Origin of the sequence: Streptomyces sp. NPDC048383 (genome assembly GCF_040651775.1) — a bacterium.
Taxonomy (GTDB): domain Bacteria; phylum Actinomycetota; class Actinomycetes; order Streptomycetales; family Streptomycetaceae; genus Streptomyces.
This window is the reverse complement of the sequence record NZ_JBEZKS010000027.1, coordinates 31252-49736: the sequence shown is the minus strand read 5'-3', so window position 1 is coordinate 49736 and position 18485 is coordinate 31252. Positions and strand designations below refer to the sequence as shown.

Genomic DNA, 18485 nt, shown 5'->3' with positions numbered 1-18485 from the left:
TCCCACACCAAGAGACCGGCCCCGCGCCCGAAACTCATCGGTGGGCGCGGGGCCGGTCTCTTGGTTCACTCCTGTGGGTTACTTCCCGAGGGCGGGTCGTCCCCTGACGGCTACTTCCCGAGCATGCGGTCGACGACCTGCTCGGCCGCCCGCCCCTTGTCCAGGTCGCAGAACTCCTCGCGGAAGGCCTTCCGCGCCGGGGCGTACTCGGCGCCCACCGCGTCGGCGTTCCGAACGGCCGCGATCAGGCTCGCGGAATCCCGGAGCAGCGGACCCGGCGCCTTCTTCTCCAGGTCGAAGGTGAAGCCGCGCAGGGTGTCGCGGTAGTGCTCCAGGTCGTAGGCGAACAGCAGGATCGGGCGGTCCGTGAGCGCGAAGTCGCAGATCGCGGAGGAGTAGTCCGAGATCAGCACGTCGGCGACGAGCAGCAGGTCCGTGGTGTCCGGCCAGTTGGCCACGTCGACGACGAAGCCGTCACGGACGCCGTCGCGGACCTGTTCCGTCACCCGGTAGTGGCCCCGGACGAGCAGGACGTGGTCCTCGCCGAGCTCGCGCCGGGCCTCGTCGAGGTCGATCCGCAGGTCGAGCTTGTAGCCACCGCTCCAAGCCTCCTGGTTCTCGCGCCAGGTGGGGAGGTAGAGGACGACCTTCTTGCCCTCGGGCAGGCCCAGTCGGCTCCGGACGGCGGCCGCCCGCTCCGCGTCGGGCCGCACGAGGGCGTCGGTACGGGGGCTGCCGACCTCGATGATCTCGCCGTCGTAGCCGAGGGCGCGCTTGAGGACGGTGGTGCCGTAGGAGCTCGGGGAGGCGAGCAGCGTCCACTGGGCGCTGTCGTGCCGCAGGCCGTCCAGCACGTCCGGGCTGGTGTAGTAGTCGTGGACGAAGTCGTAGCCGATCTTCTTCAGCGGGGTTCCGTGCCAGGTCTGGACGACGGTCTGGCCGGGACGACGCCGGAAGTGCTTCGGGACGCTGTCGTTGACGACGTAGTAGCGGGCGCGGGCCAGGACGTCCCAGGCCTCCAGGCTCTCGTGCTGGACGGCGCGCGCGGTCGACGGGACCTCGACGCGACCGTCACGGACCAGCCAGACGTGCTCCAACTTCTCGCCGCGGCGCACCAGTTCCTCGTGGATGGCGCGGGGCGCGTCGCCGGCGCCGTGGCCCTGGAAGACGTCGTAGACGACCATGTCCTTGACCGGCAGGTTCCGCTGCGCCGGGTAGGTCACGTCGCGGGCGATGCGCTGCGCGTAGCGGGAGCGGTCGTGCGGGCTGAGCAGCTGGTCGACCACGAGCGCCATGCGGTCGTGGAAGCGCGCCTCGACGCGCATCCGGCGGCCCTCGACGGTGATCGGGTGCGGTCCGGAGCCCAGCGCGGGCGCTACCAGCTGGACGGGGGCGCCGCGCTCGACGCCGAGGAGCCCGGCGGTGGCGCCGCCCTCGCTCACCGGACGCAACGTCGGCCACCAGCGGCCGTGCGGGATGGTGGTGCGGCCCGCGTACGGGACGGGCAGGACGGGTTCGAAGGAGGCTTCGAAGCGGTCGCCGTCGCGGGTGACGGGGTAGCTGAACTCCACGCCGTTGTGGTTGTGCAGGACCAGCTCGTACGGCTCGTCGGCGGCGGACGCGGGCAGCCGGTAGGTGCCGCCCAGCGTCAGGATGCCGTCCTTGGCGGTGACGGAGTCGACGAGCGGCGGCGAGACCTGGACGGAGAGGATGAGGTGGCCGCTCACCGCGCGCTTGGCGAACACGGCGCGTCCGGCGGTGTCCCCGGGCAGCGTGGCGACCAGGGCGGTGAAGCCGCCGCGCTCGTCGTGCGCCAGGGGGTGGCTGGTTCCGTCGGCGCGGACCACGGTCAGGGTCCAGGGCTCCGGGGTCCATTCGCCGGGCAGCCGGTCGGGGGCCGGTACGGCGCTCAGCCGGTCCAGCGGGATGGCCGCGGTGAACGGGATCCGGCCGCCGGGACGGGCCGTGCCGCCCTCGGGGCTGGTCAGCGGGACGGTGAGGACGGTGCCGCTGATGGCGTGCTCGGCGTGCAGCGTGGCACCGGCGCCGACCTCGGCGGCCAGTTCGCCGGCCACTTCCAGGGTCGCGTCGTCGAGGAGGCGTACGTCCAGGGCGCGGGCCCGGACCACCTCGACCTGGACGGTCAGCGAGCGGGAGATGATCGGCAGGATGCGCACGTCGGGGGTGACCCAGTGCGCGGGCGGGGTGTGACCGCTGTCGTGGTCGCCACCCTTGAGGCGCGCCCGGTGGAGGCCTCCGGCGCCGGTGACGGCGATGGAGGTGGACCATATGCCGTCACGCCAGGTGCCGCCCGACTGGAAGACCGTGGGGTCGACGACGGCGGTGAAGCCGGCCCAGTCGGCGTGGCGCAGGGCCAGGTGCGGGGCGTTGACGGAGGCCATCGGGGAGGCGACCGTGCGGGTGCTGACGACGTTGCGGCGGCGCTTGCCGCTCTCGCGGAAGACCAGCACCTTGCGGGTGCCCAGGCGGCTCTCGGCGCCCAGGTGGCCGGGCAGCGCGTAGCCGCGCAGCAGGAGCTTGCCGTCGGCCCAGGAGGCGTGCTCCAGCCGGCTGACGACGCGGCGCTCGCGCGGGCCGAGCGTGAGCAGCTTCGGCGGGACGGGTGCCTTGAGGAAGGGGTAGTCGGCCTGCGGGCGGGCCAGTCCCTTGACGGGCACGCTGTGGCCGTAGTCCCGCTGGTGGTGGAGGAGACCGATGAACTCCTCGACGCGACCCTCGCGGGCCAGGTACGCCTTGAGCCGATCGGCGACGGTGAGGTCGCGCCAGGGGCCGGTGCCGATTTCCCGGACGAGGCCGCCGACCTCCTTGACGAAGGCCGCGCGGAAGTCGGGGCCGCCCTCGTCGACGTACTTGTAGATGAGGGGGAGTTCCTCGGCCAGTACGTTGTGGTCGTAGTCGCGCAGGTAACGGGCGTACTTCTCGCCGGACTTGCCGAGGAGCGCCTCGCGGACCAGACGGACGGAGGTCACGCGGTCGATGACGGACACCGGGTCGGTGGAGCGCTGGGTGATGGAGCGCTCGCCGGTCTCGCGGACCCGCCAGTGGTAGACCACGTCGCTCAGGACGTCGACGCTGGTGGCGAAGTAGTGGGCGGGGATGCTGACGGGAGCGTCCTCGTAGAGGATGCCCTCCGGGTACTGGAAGCCGTGCTCGTCCCAGAAGGTGCGCCGGTAGACCTTGTTCCACGCGGTGCGGTCGGTGACCAGCGCCGGGAACTTGGAGATGTGGGTCTTCAACCGGTTCTTCGAGAACGCGGCGCGGTGGCCCCAGGACTGCTGCTTGCCGACGGAGCGGAAACGCTCGACGTTGCCCGCAGCGAAGTCCGACCCGGTCTCGTCGAGGGTGTCGATCATCCGCTGGTAGGCGTCCGGGGGCATGGTGTCGTCACTGTCGACGAAGGCCAGGTACTCGGTGCCGTCCGACGCGTGCCGGGCTCCCACGTTGCGGGCGGCGCCCAGCCCCGCGTTCTTCTGGAGGACCAATCGGAAGCGCGCGTCGCGAGCCGCGAAGGCCTCGGCGATCGCCGCACTGGAGTCCGTGGATCCGTCGTCGACGAGGACGACCTCGAAGTCGTCGAACGTCTGAGCGGCGATGGATTCGAGGCACTCGTCGAGATAGAGCTCGACGTTGTAGACGGGGACGACGATGCTCAGGCGCGGGGGCATGGGTGGCGGGTTCTCCAGCGTTTTTTGCTCTGTTGATGAGTTGTTGATCAGCCGATTACAGCATCTTACTCTGTAACGGGATGATAAATTCAGCCCATTCCGGACATAACCCGGTCTCCGCCGGGGCGGACGGCAAAGAATTCAACCGCCCGCCTCCGCAACGTCGCGGCCCTCCCGGGCCGCCGTCACACTTCCAGTTCGAGTTCGATCTTCTTGAGTTGGTGCCGGGCCATGGCGAGGTTGGCCCGCAGGCGGTCCAGGGCGAGGTAGAGGAAGAAGCCCTCCGAGTTCCGTCCCTTCATCAGTCGGATGAGGTGGTACTGGCCGCCGAGCGTGATCAGGATGTCCTCGATCTCGTCCTTCAGGCCGAGCATCTCCATGGTGCGCACCTTGGCCCGCACCACGTCCGTGTTGCCGGCGGCCGCGACGGCGAGGTCGAGGTCCTTGCCGCCGCCGACGGTGCCGAGGGCCATGCCGCTGCCGTAGTCGACGAGGGCCGCGCCGAGCGCGCCGTCGATGGTGGTGAGGGCTTCCTTGAGTGCGGTCTCCACGTTGGCCATGACTGTTCCTCTTTCTTCTGTGACGTCGGCCGGTGCCGGTCGCTCGTGTGCTTTTGCTTACTGTTGGGGGGAAGGCGGGGGCCGGACTGCGCCGGTCACGGCCCGGGGGCGCCGGAGGACGGCGCCGCGGGGCCCCGGCGGCCGAGGCTGTGTTCTATGAGTGCGGTGATGTGCAGGCTGGACCGGCGGGCCTCCAGATGGAGGCGGCCGACGTTGACGCGGGTCTCGGCGATCAGGGTGAGGACGGCGGCCTCGCCGGCGGCGTACGTGGCCACGTACCCGTGCTCACCGCGGACGAGGAGTTCCCGGAACGCGCCCTGACCGGTGCTGTCGCTGAGCCGCTGGGCGACACCGAGCGCGGCCGCGGTCAGGGCGGCGACGGATTCGGTCTCGGTGGCGGCGCTGTCCTGGGCCAGGACCAGACCGTCGGAGCTGGCGGCGAGGGCTCCGGTGAGTTGGGGGAGGCGCGCCCGCAGGCGACGGAGTTCGGCGAGTATCTCGGCCTCGGCCTCGGCCGTCACCATCGACGGGATCATGTCGCCCTTCCTCCCTTCGGGCTGCCTTCGGTCGGGGCGGTCGGTGCGCAGGACCGGCCGCAGCGGGAGCCTCACAGGCTTGCCTCCAGTGCGTCGCGTAGCCGGCGGAGCAGTGCCACGTCCGGGGATTGGGCCTGGGTCATCCAGTCGGGCAGGGTCGGGGCCGGTTCCGGGACCGGCGCCGCGTGGGGGGTCTCGACGAGCCCCGCGGCGGCGAGTCTTCGTACGTCGAGCAGGGTGTGGAAGGCGGGCCGGCCCAGTACCCAGGCCAGGTCCGCGGGGGTCCGTATGCCGTCCGCCCGCTGGAGGAGGAGGCGCTGGCGGGCGGTGACCGTCTGTCCGGGGGCCGCGGCCCGGGGCACGACCGGTGCGGTGTCCAGCAGCGGGTAGGGCCAGACGGCGTCGAGCAGTTCCCGGCGGCGGCGGGTCTCGCGCTCGACGGCGGCGGCCGCCACCGAGCGGACCGAGCCGATCCAGTGGGTGGCGCCCCGGCGGAACCGGGAGGGGCCGCTGCCCGGGGAGAGCGCGAAGAACGCGGCGTCGAAGATGGCGGCGAGGTGACATATCTCCAGTTCGCCGCCCGCCATGCCCCCGCTGTCCACCAGGAAGCGGGCGACCTGGCGGCGGGCGCCGGCCGCCGTGATGGCCTCGTTCCAGCGTTCGGGCGCGAGGCCGCCGCCCGTGGTGAGGAGTACGTCCAGCCCGGGGGTGGAGGGACTCTCGGCGTGCACGATCCTGCCGTCCTCCAGGAAGAGGGTCCCCCGGTCGCGCAGGAGGGCGCCGGTGGCGCGTTCGGCCGCGAGCCGGGTGAGCAGGGGGGATACCGCGGTGGTCATCTGAGCACCAGTCCTTCGGCCAGTGCGCGGAGCCTGAGCCGTGCCAGGGCGAGATTGCCGTCGGCCCTGTCGAGCCACAGGTGGAGGAATACGCTGCTGTCGAAGCTGGTCTCGACGAAGCGCAGGACGTGATATCCGGTACGGGTGGTGACGATGAGGTCTTCCACGGGCGGGCCGGAGCCCGGTCCGCCGCTGTCTCCCGGCATACCGTCGGCGGGGGCGAACGACTCGTACTCGGCCGCCGCCCGGGCCAGTTCGGCGGTCTCGGCGGCGGTGGTCTCGTGATCGCCGACCGGCGAGTCCCCGGCGGTGCCGAGGGCCAGTCCGCTGCTCCAGTCGACCAGCGCGGCCCCACGCGCACCAGGCAGGGCCATGGCTTCGAGCAGGCATTCGTCGATCCCGGGCACGCGGGCTCCCCTCCCGGCCGGACGTGCTGAGTGCACGGTCGTGCGGCGCGACAGGAGGGAACTTACTCAAGTTCCACAGTGCGAAAGGGCGTTCTGGCATTTTCCGCTGGAACATGCGCGGTCCCGGGTGACAGCTTGGCTGGAACCTGTTCGTTTCTGATCAAGCGTGTATGCAGTGGTCGCTGGATTCGATCGTGAAGGGCAACTCGCCGCGACCGGTCCGCTACCGGGTGCGCGTCACGCCCGCCGGGGACGGCGCGCCGGCGACCAGGTGACGGAGGCCCGGGGCCCTCAGTCAGTCGGCCGGGCGCTCCGGGAGCAGCCGGTCCACCATCAGCCCGAGGAGCCGGTCCGTCCCGGCCTCGTCCAGCATCGCCGGAGCGGTCAGGTCGTCCACGATCAGGCCCAGCATCGCCAGGTAGAGCAGGACCACGCCCTCACGGTCCCCGGGCAGACCGGCGTCCAGGTGCCAGGTGACGTTCGCCGCCAGCTCCAGTTTCTGGAAGCCGACGAGCTCCGCCTGGAGTTCGGGGCGGCGGGTGCCCTCCAGCCGCAGTTCCAGCATCGCGACGTGCACGCTGCGCTCGCGCCGCATCCGCTCCAGCAGCAGCCGCATGAGCACCTTGGTGTCGAGCGGTCCGGCCAGGTCGGCCGGGTCGGGGACCAGCCGCTCGCGGGTGCGGTGCAGGATCTGTACGAGCAACTGACCGCGGTTGGCGAAGTAGTTGGAGGCGGTGCCGGTCGGGACACCGGCCTCCGCGTCCACCGCGCGCAGCGTCAGACCGCGCGAGCCCTCGCGGGCCAGCACTTCGATCGCGGCGTCGAGCAGCGCGGCGCGGCGTTGCGGGTTCTGGCGCATGGGGTCCCCGGGGTGTGGGCGGCGGTCTTCCGTGAGCACTGCACCTGCAGTGCTCAGCACACGCTAGCCGACCTGCCGGCTCCGGCCCCTCCCCAGCGCCCCCTCCCCCGTGTCACGCTGCGGTTCATGGAGCGGATCATCGAGGAGATACGTGAGGACCTGGACCGCCGGATCGCCGTCGCGGCCGACCGGCTCGCCGACCGGACCGTGACCGAGGACCCCGCCTACGCCGCCCTGCTCGGCCGCGGCGAACTGCGCGAGCGCATCCACCACACCCTCCGTCAGGCCGTCGACGGTCTGGTCCGCGGCGCGCGGGGGTTGCCGCCGGACCTCTCCGACGCCCGGACCACCGGCGCCCTGCGCGCCGAGCAAGGAGTTCCGCTCGCCTCGTTGCACCGGGTCTACCGCGGCTGCGGCCGGGTGTTGTGGCAGAGCCTGACCGAGGCGGTGGCCGCGCACGACCGGGCCGCGCTGCCCCGGCTGCTGCCCGGGGCGCCGGCCCTGTGGGAGGTGGTCGACCGGATGACGGACGCCGCTTCGGAGGGGTACCACCGGGCCGAGGGGGCGCGGGGCGAGCGCGAACGGGAGCGCCGCGCGGCCCTGCTGGACGCACTGCTCGACGGTACGGGGACGGCGGCGGAGGCCGCCGCCCACCTCGGGCTGCCGGCGCGGGGCCGGTTCGCCGTGATCGTGCTCGGCGAGGGCGCGGCCGAGCCGGGCGGACCGGGCAGACCCGGCGGGCCCGACGGACCCGGCGGGCTGCCCGCCGCCCCGCGCGTCCTGTGGCGGCTGCGCGCCGACGGGGAGACGGGCCTGGCGGAGCTGGGTCACCATCCGCTGGAGTCGCTGCGCGAACTCCTCGGCCCGCTCGCGGTGCGCGCCGGGGTGAGCCCGGTGGTGACCGACCTCCACGAGGTGGCCGGGGCCCGCCGGCTGGCCGGGCTCGCCCTGCGCACGGCGCCCCGCTCCGGCGGGCCGGGTACCGCCCTGCTCGACGAGCGGCTGCCGGGGGCGCTGGTCGCGGCCGACGCGGAACTCGCGGCCCGGCTGCGCCGGGTGGTGCTGGGGCCGGTGCTGGCCCTGCCCCCGGAGGACTGCCGGATCCTGCTGACCACCCTGGGCACCTGGCTGTCCTGCCAGGGCTCGACGACGTACGCCGCGCAGCGGCTCTACTGCCACCGCAACACGGTCTCCAACCGGCTGCGCCGCCTGGAGCAGCTCACCGGACGCGCCCTGTCGGATCCGGCGCACGTGGTGGAGCTGGCCCTGGCGCACGCCGCGGTGACCCAGCGGCCTACCGCCCCGGTCCCGCCGGCTCCCGAGGCGAGCCCGGATCCCGGGGATCCCGCGGCGGCCTCGGTTCCTCCGGCCCGGCAGGCCGGGCCGACTCCAGCAGGTATGGCACGTCGATCACCGCGACCCCCGGGGTGAACAGCAGCCGCGCCTTGAGCCGCAGCGCGTTCTGGTTGTGCAGGGGTTGCTCCCACCAGTGCCCGACCACGTACTCCGGGATGACCACCGACAGCATGTCCGTCCCCTCGGCCGCCGCCTCCGCCTCCAGGTACACCAGCACCGGCCCGACGACGTCGCGGTACGGGGAGTGCAGCACCTTCAGCGGCATGCCCGGGTCGTGTTCCGCCCAGGCCCGGCGCAGCCGCTCGGCGTCCTCCTCGTCGGCGACGACGGAGAGTGCGGTCAGGGTGTCGGGCCGCAGGCCCTGCGCGTAGCCGAGGGCCTTGAGGGTGGGGGCGTGGACGTTCGCGACGAGGACGACCACGTGGTGGCGGGCCATCCGGCGGGGTGTGACGCCGGGGGCGACGGCGACCTGTCGGGCGACCTGGTCGTAGTGGCGGCGCACCCCCTTCATGCCCAGGAACAGCGCGGGCATGGCGATGACGACGAGCCAGGCGCCGTGGGTGAACTTGGTGAGCAGGACGATGACCAGGACCACGGCGGTCATCACCGCGCCGACCGCGTTGATGGCGAGCCTGCGGTGGATGTGGATCCGCTCCTCCTTCGGGGTCGCCGGCGAGGCGAGTTCCCTGCGCCAGTGCCGGACCATGCCGGACTGGGAGAGGGTGAAGGAGACGAAGACGCCGATGATGTACAGCTGGATGAGGCGGGTCAGCTCGGCGTCGAAGGCGACGATGAGGGCGATGGCGGCGAGGGCGAGCAGTACGACGCCGTTGGAGTAGACGAGGCGGTCGCCGCGGTTGAAGAGCTGGCGGGGTGCGTAGCGGTCCCGGGCGAGGATCGAGGCGAGCATCGGGAAGCCGTTGAAGGCCGTGTTCGCGGCGAGGATCAGCACGCCCGCGGTGGCGGCCTGGAGCAGGTAGAAGAGGAAGTGCCAGCTGCCGAAGGTGGCCCGGCCGATCTGGGCGAGGGCGGTGGACATCGGCGTGCCGGGGGGCAGGCCCAGTTCCGTGGGGTCGGCCGCGACGTGCACCTTGTAGGACATCGCGAGGACGGTGATGCCGACGAACATCGTCACGGAGAGCACGCCCATCACGGCGAGGGTGTTCGCCGCGTTCTTCGCCTTGGGCTTCTGGAAGGCGGGTACGCCGTTGCTGATCGCCTCGACCCCGGTGAGGGCGGTGCAGCCGGAGGCGAAGGCGCGCATCGCGAGGAAGACCAGGGCGAGGCCGGTGTAGGTGCCGGTGGCAGTGATCGGCAGGTCGGCCGACTCGGCCCGGATGGTGTCCCCGGTCGCGACGCGGACGGCGGCGAAGGCGAACATGACGTAGATGACGAGGACGAAGCCGTAGGTGGGGATGGCGAAGACGCGCCCCGACTCCCGTACGCCGCGCAGGTTCATCAGGGTCAGCAGGACCACGAAGGCCACGGACAGGCCGACTTCGTGGTCGTTGAGGGCGGGCACCGCCGAGGTGATGGCGGCGACCCCGGAGACGACGGAGACGGCGACGGTCATCACGTAGTCGACGAGGAGGGCGCTGGCGGCGGTCAGCGCCGCGGTCGGCCCCAGGTTCTCGGAACTGACGACGTACGCGCCGCCGCCGCCCGGGTAGGCGTGGCAGGTCTGCCGGTAGGAGGCGATGACGACCACGAGGAGGAAGACGATGGCGGCGGCCGCGTACCACGTGAGGTGGAGGAGCGCGACTCCGCCGAGGGCGAGGATCAGCAGGATCTCCTCGGTGGCGTAGGCCACGGAGGAGAGCGGGTCACTGCAGAAGATCGGCAGGGCGAGCCGTTTCGGCAGGAGGGTCTCGCCCAGGCGTGCGGTGTCGAGGGGCTCACCGACCAGCACGCGTTTCGCATTGATACGCCTCATTCCGGCATGATCAGCCATTTTGACCCGTTTTTCGGGGAAGCTGCCCGATCGTCCGTTCCGGTGGCGATCTTGAAGGGCCGCTGCGATGGTGATCACGTCGACCGCCGCGGGCAACGGACGCGAGCGGTCGCCCGAACGGAAGGAGGACGGCCGTGGACGGATCCGTCTATCTCGCCTACGACTACCCGGTGCTGGGCGCGTTCTGGACCGTGATGTGGATCTTCCTCTGGGTGATGTGGATCGTCCTGCTCTTCCGCATCGTCGTGGACCTCTTCCGCGACCACGAGATGAGCGGCTGGGTGAAGGCGGCCTGGCTGCTGTTCCTGATCATCATCCCGTTCCTCGGCGTCCTGGTGTACGTGATCGCCCGGGGCCGGAACATGGGCAGGCGCGAGATCAAGCACGCGCAGGAACAGCAGGAGGCCTTCAACGCCTACATCCGGGACGCGGCCGGCACCACCGGCAAGAACACCACGGACGAACTGGCGAGGCTGTCCGACCTCAAGGCCAAGGGTGACCTGAGCGAGGCCGAGTTCCAACAGGCCAAACAGAGGCTACTGGCCTGACGCCGGCCCGACGGAGCCGTCGTGAGGGGCCGGCCCCGACGGGCCGGCCCCGCGGTCGTTCCTCACATCCTGGCGGCGGCCGTCACATCCTCGCGGCGGCGCTGCGGATGGCCTCACGGATGCGGAAGTACGTACCGCAGCGGCAGATGTTGGCGATGGCGTCGATGTCCTCGTCCGTCGGCTCGGCCGTCCGCCGCAGCAGGGCGACGGCCGCCATGATCTGGCCGGGCTGACAGAACCCGCACTGGGCGACGTCCTGTTCGAGCCAGGCCTCCTGCACGGGGTGCAGTACGTCCCCCTCGGCCAACCCCTCGATGGTGGTCACCGTCCGGCCCGCGCAGGCCGAGACCGGCACCACGCAGGGGCGCACGTCCACCCCGTCGAGGTGGCTCGTGCAGGCCTTGCAGACGTCCACCCCGCAGCCGTACTTGGGCCCTTGGACGCCGAGCAGGTCGCGGAGCACCCACAGCAGGGGCAGGTTGTCGGGCGCGTCGACGGTGACGTTGCGCCCGTTGACGATGAAGGTGTGCGAGGGCACGGCGTACTCCAGCGGTCAGCGCGGGTAGGGGGTGAAGTCGACGTCGAAGTCGAGCGGGAAGCTGCGCGGCTTCGACCCGGTGGCGCGGGCCCAGGCGTTGGCGATGGCACCGACCGCGGCCGGCACCCCGAGCTCACCGGCGCCGCCCGGCTCCGCGCCGGTCGCCCGGAACACGAAGACCCGGACGTCCCGCGGGGTGTCGCGCTGCCGCGCCCAGTGGAACTGGCTGTAACTGCCTTCCAACGGCAGCCCCTTGTCCAGGTGCAGCCCGGCCCGCAGGGTGGTGGAGATGGCGTCGGTGAGACCGCCGATCATCTGGGCCTCCAGCCCGCGCGGGTTGACGGGCAGGCCGACGTCGACGGCGATGACCGCCTTGGTGACGCGGACCCGCTCCCGGTCCCGGGCGTCGATCTCCACCAGGCACGCCGTACGGGACTTGTACTCCTCGTGGAAGGCGATGCCCTGCGCGCAGCCGGCCGGCAGGGCGCGGCCCCACTCCCCCTCGGCGGCCACCTTGTCGAGGACGGCACGCTGGGCGTCGGTCTTCAGGAAGGCCCGGCGGAAGCGGTACGGGTCCTTGCCGGTGGCCGCCGCGAGTTCGTCGACGACGATCTCCTCGGCGCCCCTGGTGTTGGCCGAGTAGACGGAGCGCCAGGAGGCGGTGGGGATGCCGGTCGGCACCTCGGTGAGGGCCTGGGTGGTGAGCCCGAAGTGGTAGGGGCTCTTGACCGTGGTGTGGAACAGGGTCTGGGCGAGGGTGGCGTTGCCGAGGCCCGTCGGCAGGCTCGCCGCCGTCGCGGTGATGATCTCGCCGAGGCCGTGCCGGAAGTCGGTCTCGGCGGCGGCGACCCGGTGCTCGAAGCTCAGCACCTCGCCCAGCAGGTGGGTGGCCCGGATCCGGTGGTGGGTGGCGGGCCGCATCCGGCCGTGCCGGGTGTCGTCCACCCTGGTCCACATCAGCTTCACCGGTCGGCGGCAGGCCTTGGAGATCCGGGCGGCCTCCAGCGCCGCGTCGAAGAACAGCCGGCGGCCGAAGGACCCGCCCGCCTGGACCACGTGCACCGTCACCTTGTCCAGCGGCAGCCCGAGGTCCGCGGCGATGGACTGGCGCGCGACGATGGGCGACTTCAGTCCCGACCAGATCTCCGCCCGGTCGTCCCGCACGTCGGCGATCGCGGAGTTGGTCTCCATCGGGGCGTGGCTGACGAAGGCGAAGTCGAACGTGGCGTCCACGTACGGGGTGAGCAGGGGCGGCACCAGCAGCGGTGGGACGGCGGCGCGCAGCTTCGTCCGGATCTGCGGGTCCGAGAGGTGGTCGGCCGGTCCGGGTCCCCAGGTGACCTGGAGGACGGACTTGGCGTCGATGGCCTGGCCGAAGGTCTCGGCGATGACGGCGACACCGGTGGGGACGGTCACCACGTCCAGCACCCCCGGCATGGCCAGGACGGCCGCGCGGTTGCCGACGGCGCGCACGCCGCCACCGAGGGTGGGCGGGCGGCGCACCACGCAGGGCTTGGCGCCGGGCACGTCGAGGTCGAGGGTGTAGCGCTGGGCCCCGGTGACCATGGCGCGGGCGTCGACGCGGCTGGTCGGGGTACCGACCAGGGTGTGTTCCGCGGCGGGTTTCGGGGCGGCCCCGAGGACGATCAGCGCGGGTGAGGCGGCGGCGACGGTGAGGCTGCCGTAGCTCGCGGTGCGGCCGTCGGGCGCGCGGACGGCTCCGTGCGCGGTGGTCAGTCGGGAGGCGGGCAGGCCCCAGCCGGCGGCGGCCGCCGCGACGAGGCGGGCCCGGGCGGTGGCCGCGGCCTGCCGCACCGGCCCGTAGAGGGAGCGGACGGAGTTGGAGGAGCCGGTCAGCTGGTTGAAGAGCAGCTCGGGGCGCGCGTCGTCGAGTTCGACGCGGACGCGGGCGAGCGGGGTGTCGAGTTCCTCCGCGACGAGCATGGCGACGGCGGTGGTGAGCCCTTGCCCGACCTCCTCGCGCGGCAGGCGGAAGCGGACGGTGCCGTCCGGGTCCACGGCCAGGGCGAGGAGGGCCGACGTGGGAGCGCCGGCCAGGATGAACAGGTCTCCGAGGTCCACCAGGTCGGCGAGGGCGGGCAGGCTCGGGATCACGGCGTGGGCGGATTGCGGCGCGAGGACGTCGGCGCCCGCCCGGGTGACCAGGGCCAGCGTGGGCGCGGCGACGAGGTGGGTGAGGAAGGAGCGTCGGGTCCGACCGGCGGAGTCCGGCGCGCGGGCGCCCTCGTCCGCACGGTTCTGCGCTGTCATGTCGTGCTGTCCCCCGCCCTGCCCCGGGTCCGCCGGTGCGGACCGCCCCCGGCTCGTTACCGACGCGTAGCGTAGCGATCACCGAGGGGGGTGGGAAGCGCCGGCGACCGGCGAGCCCCGTCATCCCCGGGCAGGGGGGTCCTTCGTTCGGGGGGTGACCCGGAGGTGCGTCCGACACGTCGGGCGGGGCGCGCCCGTCCGCATGCGGCTCGCACAACTCGACCGCACGATCGAACCCTCCCGTCCCGAAGGCCGCTTTCCGGCCGGTCCGCCGACGCCCCGACCGGTTTCGTTCGCACACGGCACGAGGTCCCGGATCGCCGCTGGCATATGCCCGTCGCAAGACCGCTACGGATGTTGCCAAACGCCTTACAGCCCAACTCGCCCTGTGCAACAGTCGTAACCGGTCCTTCTTTCAGACCTGGCCGCGCCGCGCCTGTATCGGAGTTCTCATGCCGTCCCACCTGTACGCGGACCTTCCCGCGCAGCCGCCCGAGCCGGGATCGGTGGACGCGCTGATCTCGCAGACGCGCCGACTGCGGGGCGAAGTGGACGCGGTGCGTCGTGACACCGTCGTGGACGACGACGACGCCCAGGGGCGGTGGCAGCGCGCGCTGTGCGACCTCGCGGTACACCACCTCGACGACCTCCGTCAGCACCTCGGCCAGCTCAAGGAGGGCCTCCCGCCGGCGCCCGAGCCCGTAGCAGCGCCGCAGGCGGCCCCCGAGACCACCGCCGAGGACCGTCCGACGCGCGTCGGCAGCGCCGAATGGAACCTGCTGACCGACGAGGTGACCTGGTCCGAGGAGCTCTTCCAGATCTTCGGCCGGTCCCCCGAGGCGGGCGCGCTCCCCCTCGACGAACTGGGCTCCACCCTGTTCTCCGAGGACCAACCGACGTTGACCGCGATGGTCACCGACTGCCTGGTGGACGGCAAACCGATAGACGGCGAATTCCGCATCGTCCGGGCCGACGGCCGGGTACGGACGCTGCACATGAGGGGCGAGCCGGTACTCGACTCCGACGGCTGCACCGCCTCCATGTGGGCCGTGCTGCGGGACGTGAGTGAACTGCGCCGGAGCCAGCGGGCGGTACGCGAGTCGCACGACTCGCTCCAACGCCGGCGGGAGATCGCGCAGACCGAGCACCGGCTGGCGGTCGAGCTGCAGGAAGCCGTGCTCCCCCCGTGGCGCGGCTCCCTGCGGTTCCCGCACGACAACGCGGGCACGCTGGACGTCGCCGCCCACTACCTGCCCTCCGCGACCAGCGCGCTGATCGGCGGCGACTGGTACGACGCCTTGGAACTCCCCGACGGGCGCTCCCTCCTGACGGTCGGTGACCTGACGGGCCACGGGGTCAGCGCGACCTCCGGCATGGCGATGATGCTCGGCGCCCTGCGCGGCATGGCCATGGCCGGCATCGAGCCGGGACCCCTGATGGGCTGGCTCAACCAACTGCTGGAGACCTCCGTCCAACCCGCGCTCGGCTCGGCCGTCTGCTGCCGCTACGACCCGGTCCGGCGCGTCCTGTCCTGGGCGCAGGCCGGCCACCCCGCCCCCCTGTTGTTCCGCCGGGGCCAGGGCCGCCCGTTGCTCCCGCCGGAGGGCGTCCTGCTGGGCGCGACATCCGGCGCGGTCTACGGGCAGGCCGAGGAACGTCTGGAAGCGGGCGACGTACTCGTCCTGCACACCGACGGACTGACCCCGCGCAGCATCGGGTTCAGCCGGGCCGACGGGACCGAGCGGCTGCTGGCCCTCGCGCCCCGGTTCTCCGCCGCCCGGTCCGCGCGCGACTGCGTGCGGATGGTGACGGAGGAGTTCGGCGAGAACGAGCGCGAGGACGACGCCTGCATCCTGGTCGCCCGGATCGGCGACTGACCGACACGGTCGGTCCGGATCGGCGACCGGCCGACTGCGCCGGTCGTGTGATCGGGCGTGTGAGGAGCCCGCCGCGCCACGGGTACGTGGGGCATCAGGGGCCGCGCCGAACGGCGCGGCCCTTCTCGTCCCCGGGGTCCGACACCGGCGTCCCCCTCAGACTCCGGTGCCGCGCGGGGCGCGCGGCGCCGGGCTGTCGGGGAGGGCCAGCTCGATCTCCTCGCGCAGGTCCTCGATCCGCGCGTACCCGGCGTACTGGCCGGTGAGCCGGTACATCTCGCGCAGCCGGTCCCAGGTCCGGTGCGAGGAGGTCTCGTTCATCGAGACCAGGGCGAGGCGGGCGTAGCGGTCGGCCTGCTCCGGATCGTCGGCGATGAAGCAGGCCGACGCCAGGGAGATGTAGTCGAAGGTCTGCGAGCGCTGGTAGCCGTCCCCGCGCAACCGCAACGCCGCCTTGGCGTGGCGCGCGGCGACCGGAGCCGCCGTGGCGTCGTGGTCGGCCAGCGTCCGGTAGGCCAGGGCCTGCATGCCGTGCAGGTCCGCCTCGTCGAAGTGCTGCATCCAGGACGGCGGCGGAACGTCGCCCTTGTCGGAGACGAAGAGGTCCTCGGCCTCGCCCAACGTGCGCCGCATGGCCTGGCCCTTGCCCATGGCGGCCTGCGCCCAGGCCTCGATGGTGTGCAGCATGGCCCGGGTGCGCGGCAGGGTCTGCTCGCCGGAGCCGGACTTCGCCAACTTCATCAGGTCCAGGGCCTCGTGGGGCTTGCCCAGGTGCACCATCTGACGGGCGGCCCGGGACAGGGCCTCGCCGGCGCGCGGCCGGTCGCCGCCCTCGCGCGCCGCGTGCGCGGCGATGACGAAGTACTTCTGGGCGGTGGGCTCCAGGCCGACGTCGTGCGACATCCAACCCGCGAGCACCGCCAGGTTCGCCGCCACCCCCCACAGCCTGCGCTGGAGGTGGTCCGGGTGGTGGTAGGCGAGCATGCCGCCCACCTCGTTGAGCTGCCCCACCACGGCCTTGCGCTGGAGTCCGCCACCCCTGGAGGCGTCCCAGGCCCGGAAGACCTCGACCGACCGTTCCAGGGCCTCGATCTCCTGGGAGCCGATCGGCGCGGCCTCGTAGCGGTCGTAGCCCGCCGGATCGGCGTGGTGGGCCTCACCGCCGAAGCTCCGCGCTTCCTTCGCGGCGGCGGGGTCGGTGTGCAGCCAGTCGTACATGGCGTTGCTGAGGGCTGAGCCGGCGGTGAGCGCGGCTCCCGCGCCCATCAGACCGCGACGGTTGAGCATGAGGTCCATTCCCGTGAATTCGGTGAGGACCGCGGCTGTGCGTTCGGGCGCCCAGGGCACTCCGTCGGGGTTCTCCTTCGCCCCGTCCGGCTGCCGTTTCGTGGCGCGCCGTTGCCGTACGAACCCGAGGTCCTCGATGGTCACGACACGACCGAGCCGCTCGGTGAACAGGGCTGCCAGTACCGTGGGAACCGGTTCGCGCGGGGTCTCCCCCATGTCGATCCAGCGCCGCACCCGCGAGGTGTCGGTCGCCAACTGGTGGTGGCCCATGGAGGCCGCCTGCCTGTTGACCATCCTCGCGAGTTCGCCCTTCGACCAGCCGGCCAGGCCGAACAGGTCGTTCAGACGGGTGTTTGGTCCCTTGCTCACGTCAAGCCCCCAGGTTCTCGGCTGAGTTGACAGTAGCCCCCCGTCAGATGCCCAGCGACTATTCGCCAGGCTTCGCCAGGGCACGCCCGATGGTTCGCCATGGGCCACCCGGTGTCAGGTAGGAATGCGCCTCCCCGACCCGGTCACCGGCGGAACTCCCCAGGGTGAAGCCGGGATCGGCGGGGTGGCGTACGCAACTCGTCGGCGCACGAAGGGAACCGTAAACGCCATGTACGCAGCCACGTCCTCCGTGTCCGCCCCGGTCCGGCCGCACCGCACGCTCCAGGCGGGCGGCAACCCCTACCTCGATCCCGCTCGTCCCACGGCCCCGGCGCAGGGCGCCCTGCGGGCCCGGCGGATGCCGGGGGCCGGGTCACAGCCGCTCAGCGGACGGATCGACCTGTCGGGGCCGCAGGGCGCGCAGTTGCGCACCGCGCTCGCGTCGGTGCAGCGGATCTGTCCGGAGTTCACTCCCGTCCAGGTGCTGCGGCGCAGCGGACGGTCGGTCCTGCTGGTCGGGACGACCGGACGGATGACCGCGGTGGCGAAGGTATTACTGGATCACTCGCCCGAGTGGCGCGAGCGGTACCGGCACGAAATAGCGACGTACCGGACGTTCGTCCGGCACCGCCCGCCGGTCCGGGTGCCCCGGCTGATCGCCGCGGATCCCGAGAACTGCGTCCTGGTGGTCGAGCGGATGGCGGGCCGGGTGGCGGCGCTCCAGCGGCACCCCGTCGAGGCCCCGCCGCGGGCCGATGTACGGGCCGCGTTGGGCGCGGTGTGCCGGGTGAACCAGTGGCGGCCGCCGACGGAGCTGTTCGGGCAGCCGGTGGACTACGCGCGGCGCATCGCGCGGGACCACCAGTTGGGTCTGCTGACCGACCGGGACTTCGGGGACCTGCAGAAGCTGCTGCACGGGCTCCGGCCGGCGAGCACCCCCTGGCAGTTCAACCACGGTGACGCCCTGCTCTCGAACCTGTTGCTGTCCCCGGCCGGGCCGGTGCTGCTCGACTGGGAGCACGCGGGCTGGTACCTGCCGGGCTACGACCTGGCCACCCTGTGGACCGTATTGGGCGACGCCCCCGCGGCGCGCAGCCAGATCAGTCGGCTGGCCCAGTCGGCCGGCCCGGCGTCCCGGGACGCCTTCCTGGTCAACCTGATGCTGGTGCTGACCCGGGAGATCCGGATGTCGGAGACGGCGGTGCAGCGCTCGATGGTGGCGACGGCCCCGAGCCGGCCGCTGCCGGTGGGGGCCCTGTCCTCGGGCGAGGAGCAGCGCCTGTTGCTGCGCCGACTGCACGACGACGCCGGCATGGCCCGCAGGGCCGTCCGCGCGGCGGTCGGCACGCGCTGAGCCAGCGCCCCGGATCCAGCCGCGATCCCGTGTCCCGCACCCCGTGTGCG

The 18485-nt window shown here is 72.4% G+C and carries 13 protein-coding genes and 1 pseudogene; 4 read left to right on the top strand and 10 right to left on the bottom strand.

Annotated features, from left to right (window positions below; translation table 11 throughout):
- Positions 1 to 110: 110 nt before the first annotated feature.
- The 6 genes from AB0D46_RS19795 to AB0D46_RS19770 all read right to left on the bottom strand — a co-directional run bounded on the left by AB0D46_RS19795 (position 111) and on the right by AB0D46_RS19770 (position 6884).
- The gene (locus AB0D46_RS19795) at positions 111 to 3686 is read right to left on the bottom strand and encodes a bifunctional glycosyltransferase family 2 protein/CDP-glycerol:glycerophosphate glycerophosphotransferase (RefSeq protein WP_362879035.1); all 3576 of its coding nucleotides are present in this window, start codon (positions 3684 to 3686) and stop codon (positions 111 to 113) included.
- A 185-nt stretch (positions 3687 to 3871) separates the two neighbouring features.
- Entirely contained in the window at positions 3872 to 4246 is a 375-nt protein-coding gene (locus AB0D46_RS19790) for a hypothetical protein (RefSeq protein ID WP_362879033.1), read from the bottom strand.
- 95 nt (positions 4247 to 4341) lie between these two features.
- Positions 4342 to 4782 (bottom strand): roadblock/LC7 domain-containing protein, encoded by a 441-nt coding sequence (locus AB0D46_RS19785; protein WP_362879032.1) that lies wholly within the window; start codon positions 4780 to 4782, stop codon positions 4342 to 4344.
- Between the two features lie 71 nt (positions 4783 to 4853).
- Positions 4854 to 5618 carry a transcriptional regulator gene (locus AB0D46_RS19780; protein WP_362879030.1) on the bottom strand — a complete coding sequence of 255 codons (765 nt, stop codon included), beginning with the start codon at positions 5616 to 5618 and terminating at the stop codon, positions 4854 to 4856.
- Complete coding sequence (locus AB0D46_RS19775) at positions 5615 to 6025, bottom strand: hypothetical protein (RefSeq protein WP_362879029.1); 411 nt, start codon at positions 6023 to 6025, stop codon at positions 5615 to 5617. The genes AB0D46_RS19780 and AB0D46_RS19775 overlap by 4 nt, the downstream gene beginning before the upstream one ends.
- A gap of 295 nt (positions 6026 to 6320) precedes the next feature.
- Positions 6321 to 6884, bottom strand: coding sequence for a TetR family transcriptional regulator (locus AB0D46_RS19770; RefSeq protein WP_362879027.1), 564 nt, complete (start codon positions 6882 to 6884; stop codon positions 6321 to 6323).
- Between the two features lie 126 nt (positions 6885 to 7010).
- Between AB0D46_RS19770 and AB0D46_RS19765 the strand changes: the two are divergent.
- Positions 7011 to 8150: pseudogene (locus AB0D46_RS19765) on the top strand (helix-turn-helix domain-containing protein); the annotation flags it as partial.
- 28 nt (positions 8151 to 8178) lie between these two features.
- Here AB0D46_RS19765 and AB0D46_RS19760 read toward each other — a convergent pair.
- Positions 8179 to 10173 carry an APC family permease gene (locus AB0D46_RS19760; protein ID WP_362879026.1) on the bottom strand — a complete coding sequence of 665 codons (1995 nt, stop codon included), beginning with the start codon at positions 10171 to 10173 and terminating at the stop codon, positions 8179 to 8181.
- Between the two features lie 152 nt (positions 10174 to 10325).
- Between AB0D46_RS19760 and AB0D46_RS19755 the strand changes: the two genes are divergently transcribed.
- Positions 10326 to 10739, top strand: a complete 414-nt coding sequence (locus tag AB0D46_RS19755) for an SHOCT domain-containing protein (protein WP_362879024.1) — start codon at positions 10326 to 10328, stop codon at positions 10737 to 10739.
- A gap of 82 nt (positions 10740 to 10821) precedes the next feature.
- On the opposite strand, the gene AB0D46_RS19750 is transcribed toward AB0D46_RS19755, so the two are convergent.
- Positions 10822 to 11277 carry a (2Fe-2S)-binding protein gene (locus AB0D46_RS19750; RefSeq protein ID WP_362879022.1) on the bottom strand — a complete coding sequence of 152 codons (456 nt, stop codon included), beginning with the start codon at positions 11275 to 11277 and terminating at the stop codon, positions 10822 to 10824.
- Between the two features lie 15 nt (positions 11278 to 11292).
- Positions 11293 to 13548, bottom strand: a complete 2256-nt coding sequence (locus tag AB0D46_RS19745; RefSeq protein ID WP_362879020.1) for a molybdopterin cofactor-binding domain-containing protein — start codon at positions 13546 to 13548, stop codon at positions 11293 to 11295.
- A 452-nt stretch (positions 13549 to 14000) separates the two neighbouring features.
- Here AB0D46_RS19745 and AB0D46_RS19740 point away from each other — a divergent pair, with 452 nt between their 5' ends.
- Positions 14001 to 15425 carry a SpoIIE family protein phosphatase gene (locus tag AB0D46_RS19740; RefSeq protein ID WP_362879019.1) on the top strand — a complete coding sequence of 475 codons (1425 nt, stop codon included), beginning with the start codon at positions 14001 to 14003 and terminating at the stop codon, positions 15423 to 15425.
- Between the two features lie 156 nt (positions 15426 to 15581).
- Here the strand turns inward: AB0D46_RS19740 and AB0D46_RS19735 are convergent, their stop codons facing one another.
- Positions 15582 to 17081, bottom strand: coding sequence for a hypothetical protein (locus tag AB0D46_RS19735; RefSeq protein WP_362879017.1), 1500 nt, complete (start codon positions 17079 to 17081; stop codon positions 15582 to 15584).
- A gap of 229 nt (positions 17082 to 17310) precedes the next feature.
- On the opposite strand from AB0D46_RS19735, the gene AB0D46_RS19730 reads away from it, so the two are divergent.
- A complete protein-coding gene (locus AB0D46_RS19730) occupies positions 17311 to 18435 on the top strand; it encodes an aminoglycoside phosphotransferase family protein (RefSeq protein WP_362879015.1) in 1125 nt (374 codons plus the stop codon).
- Positions 18436 to 18485 lie beyond the last annotated feature (50 nt).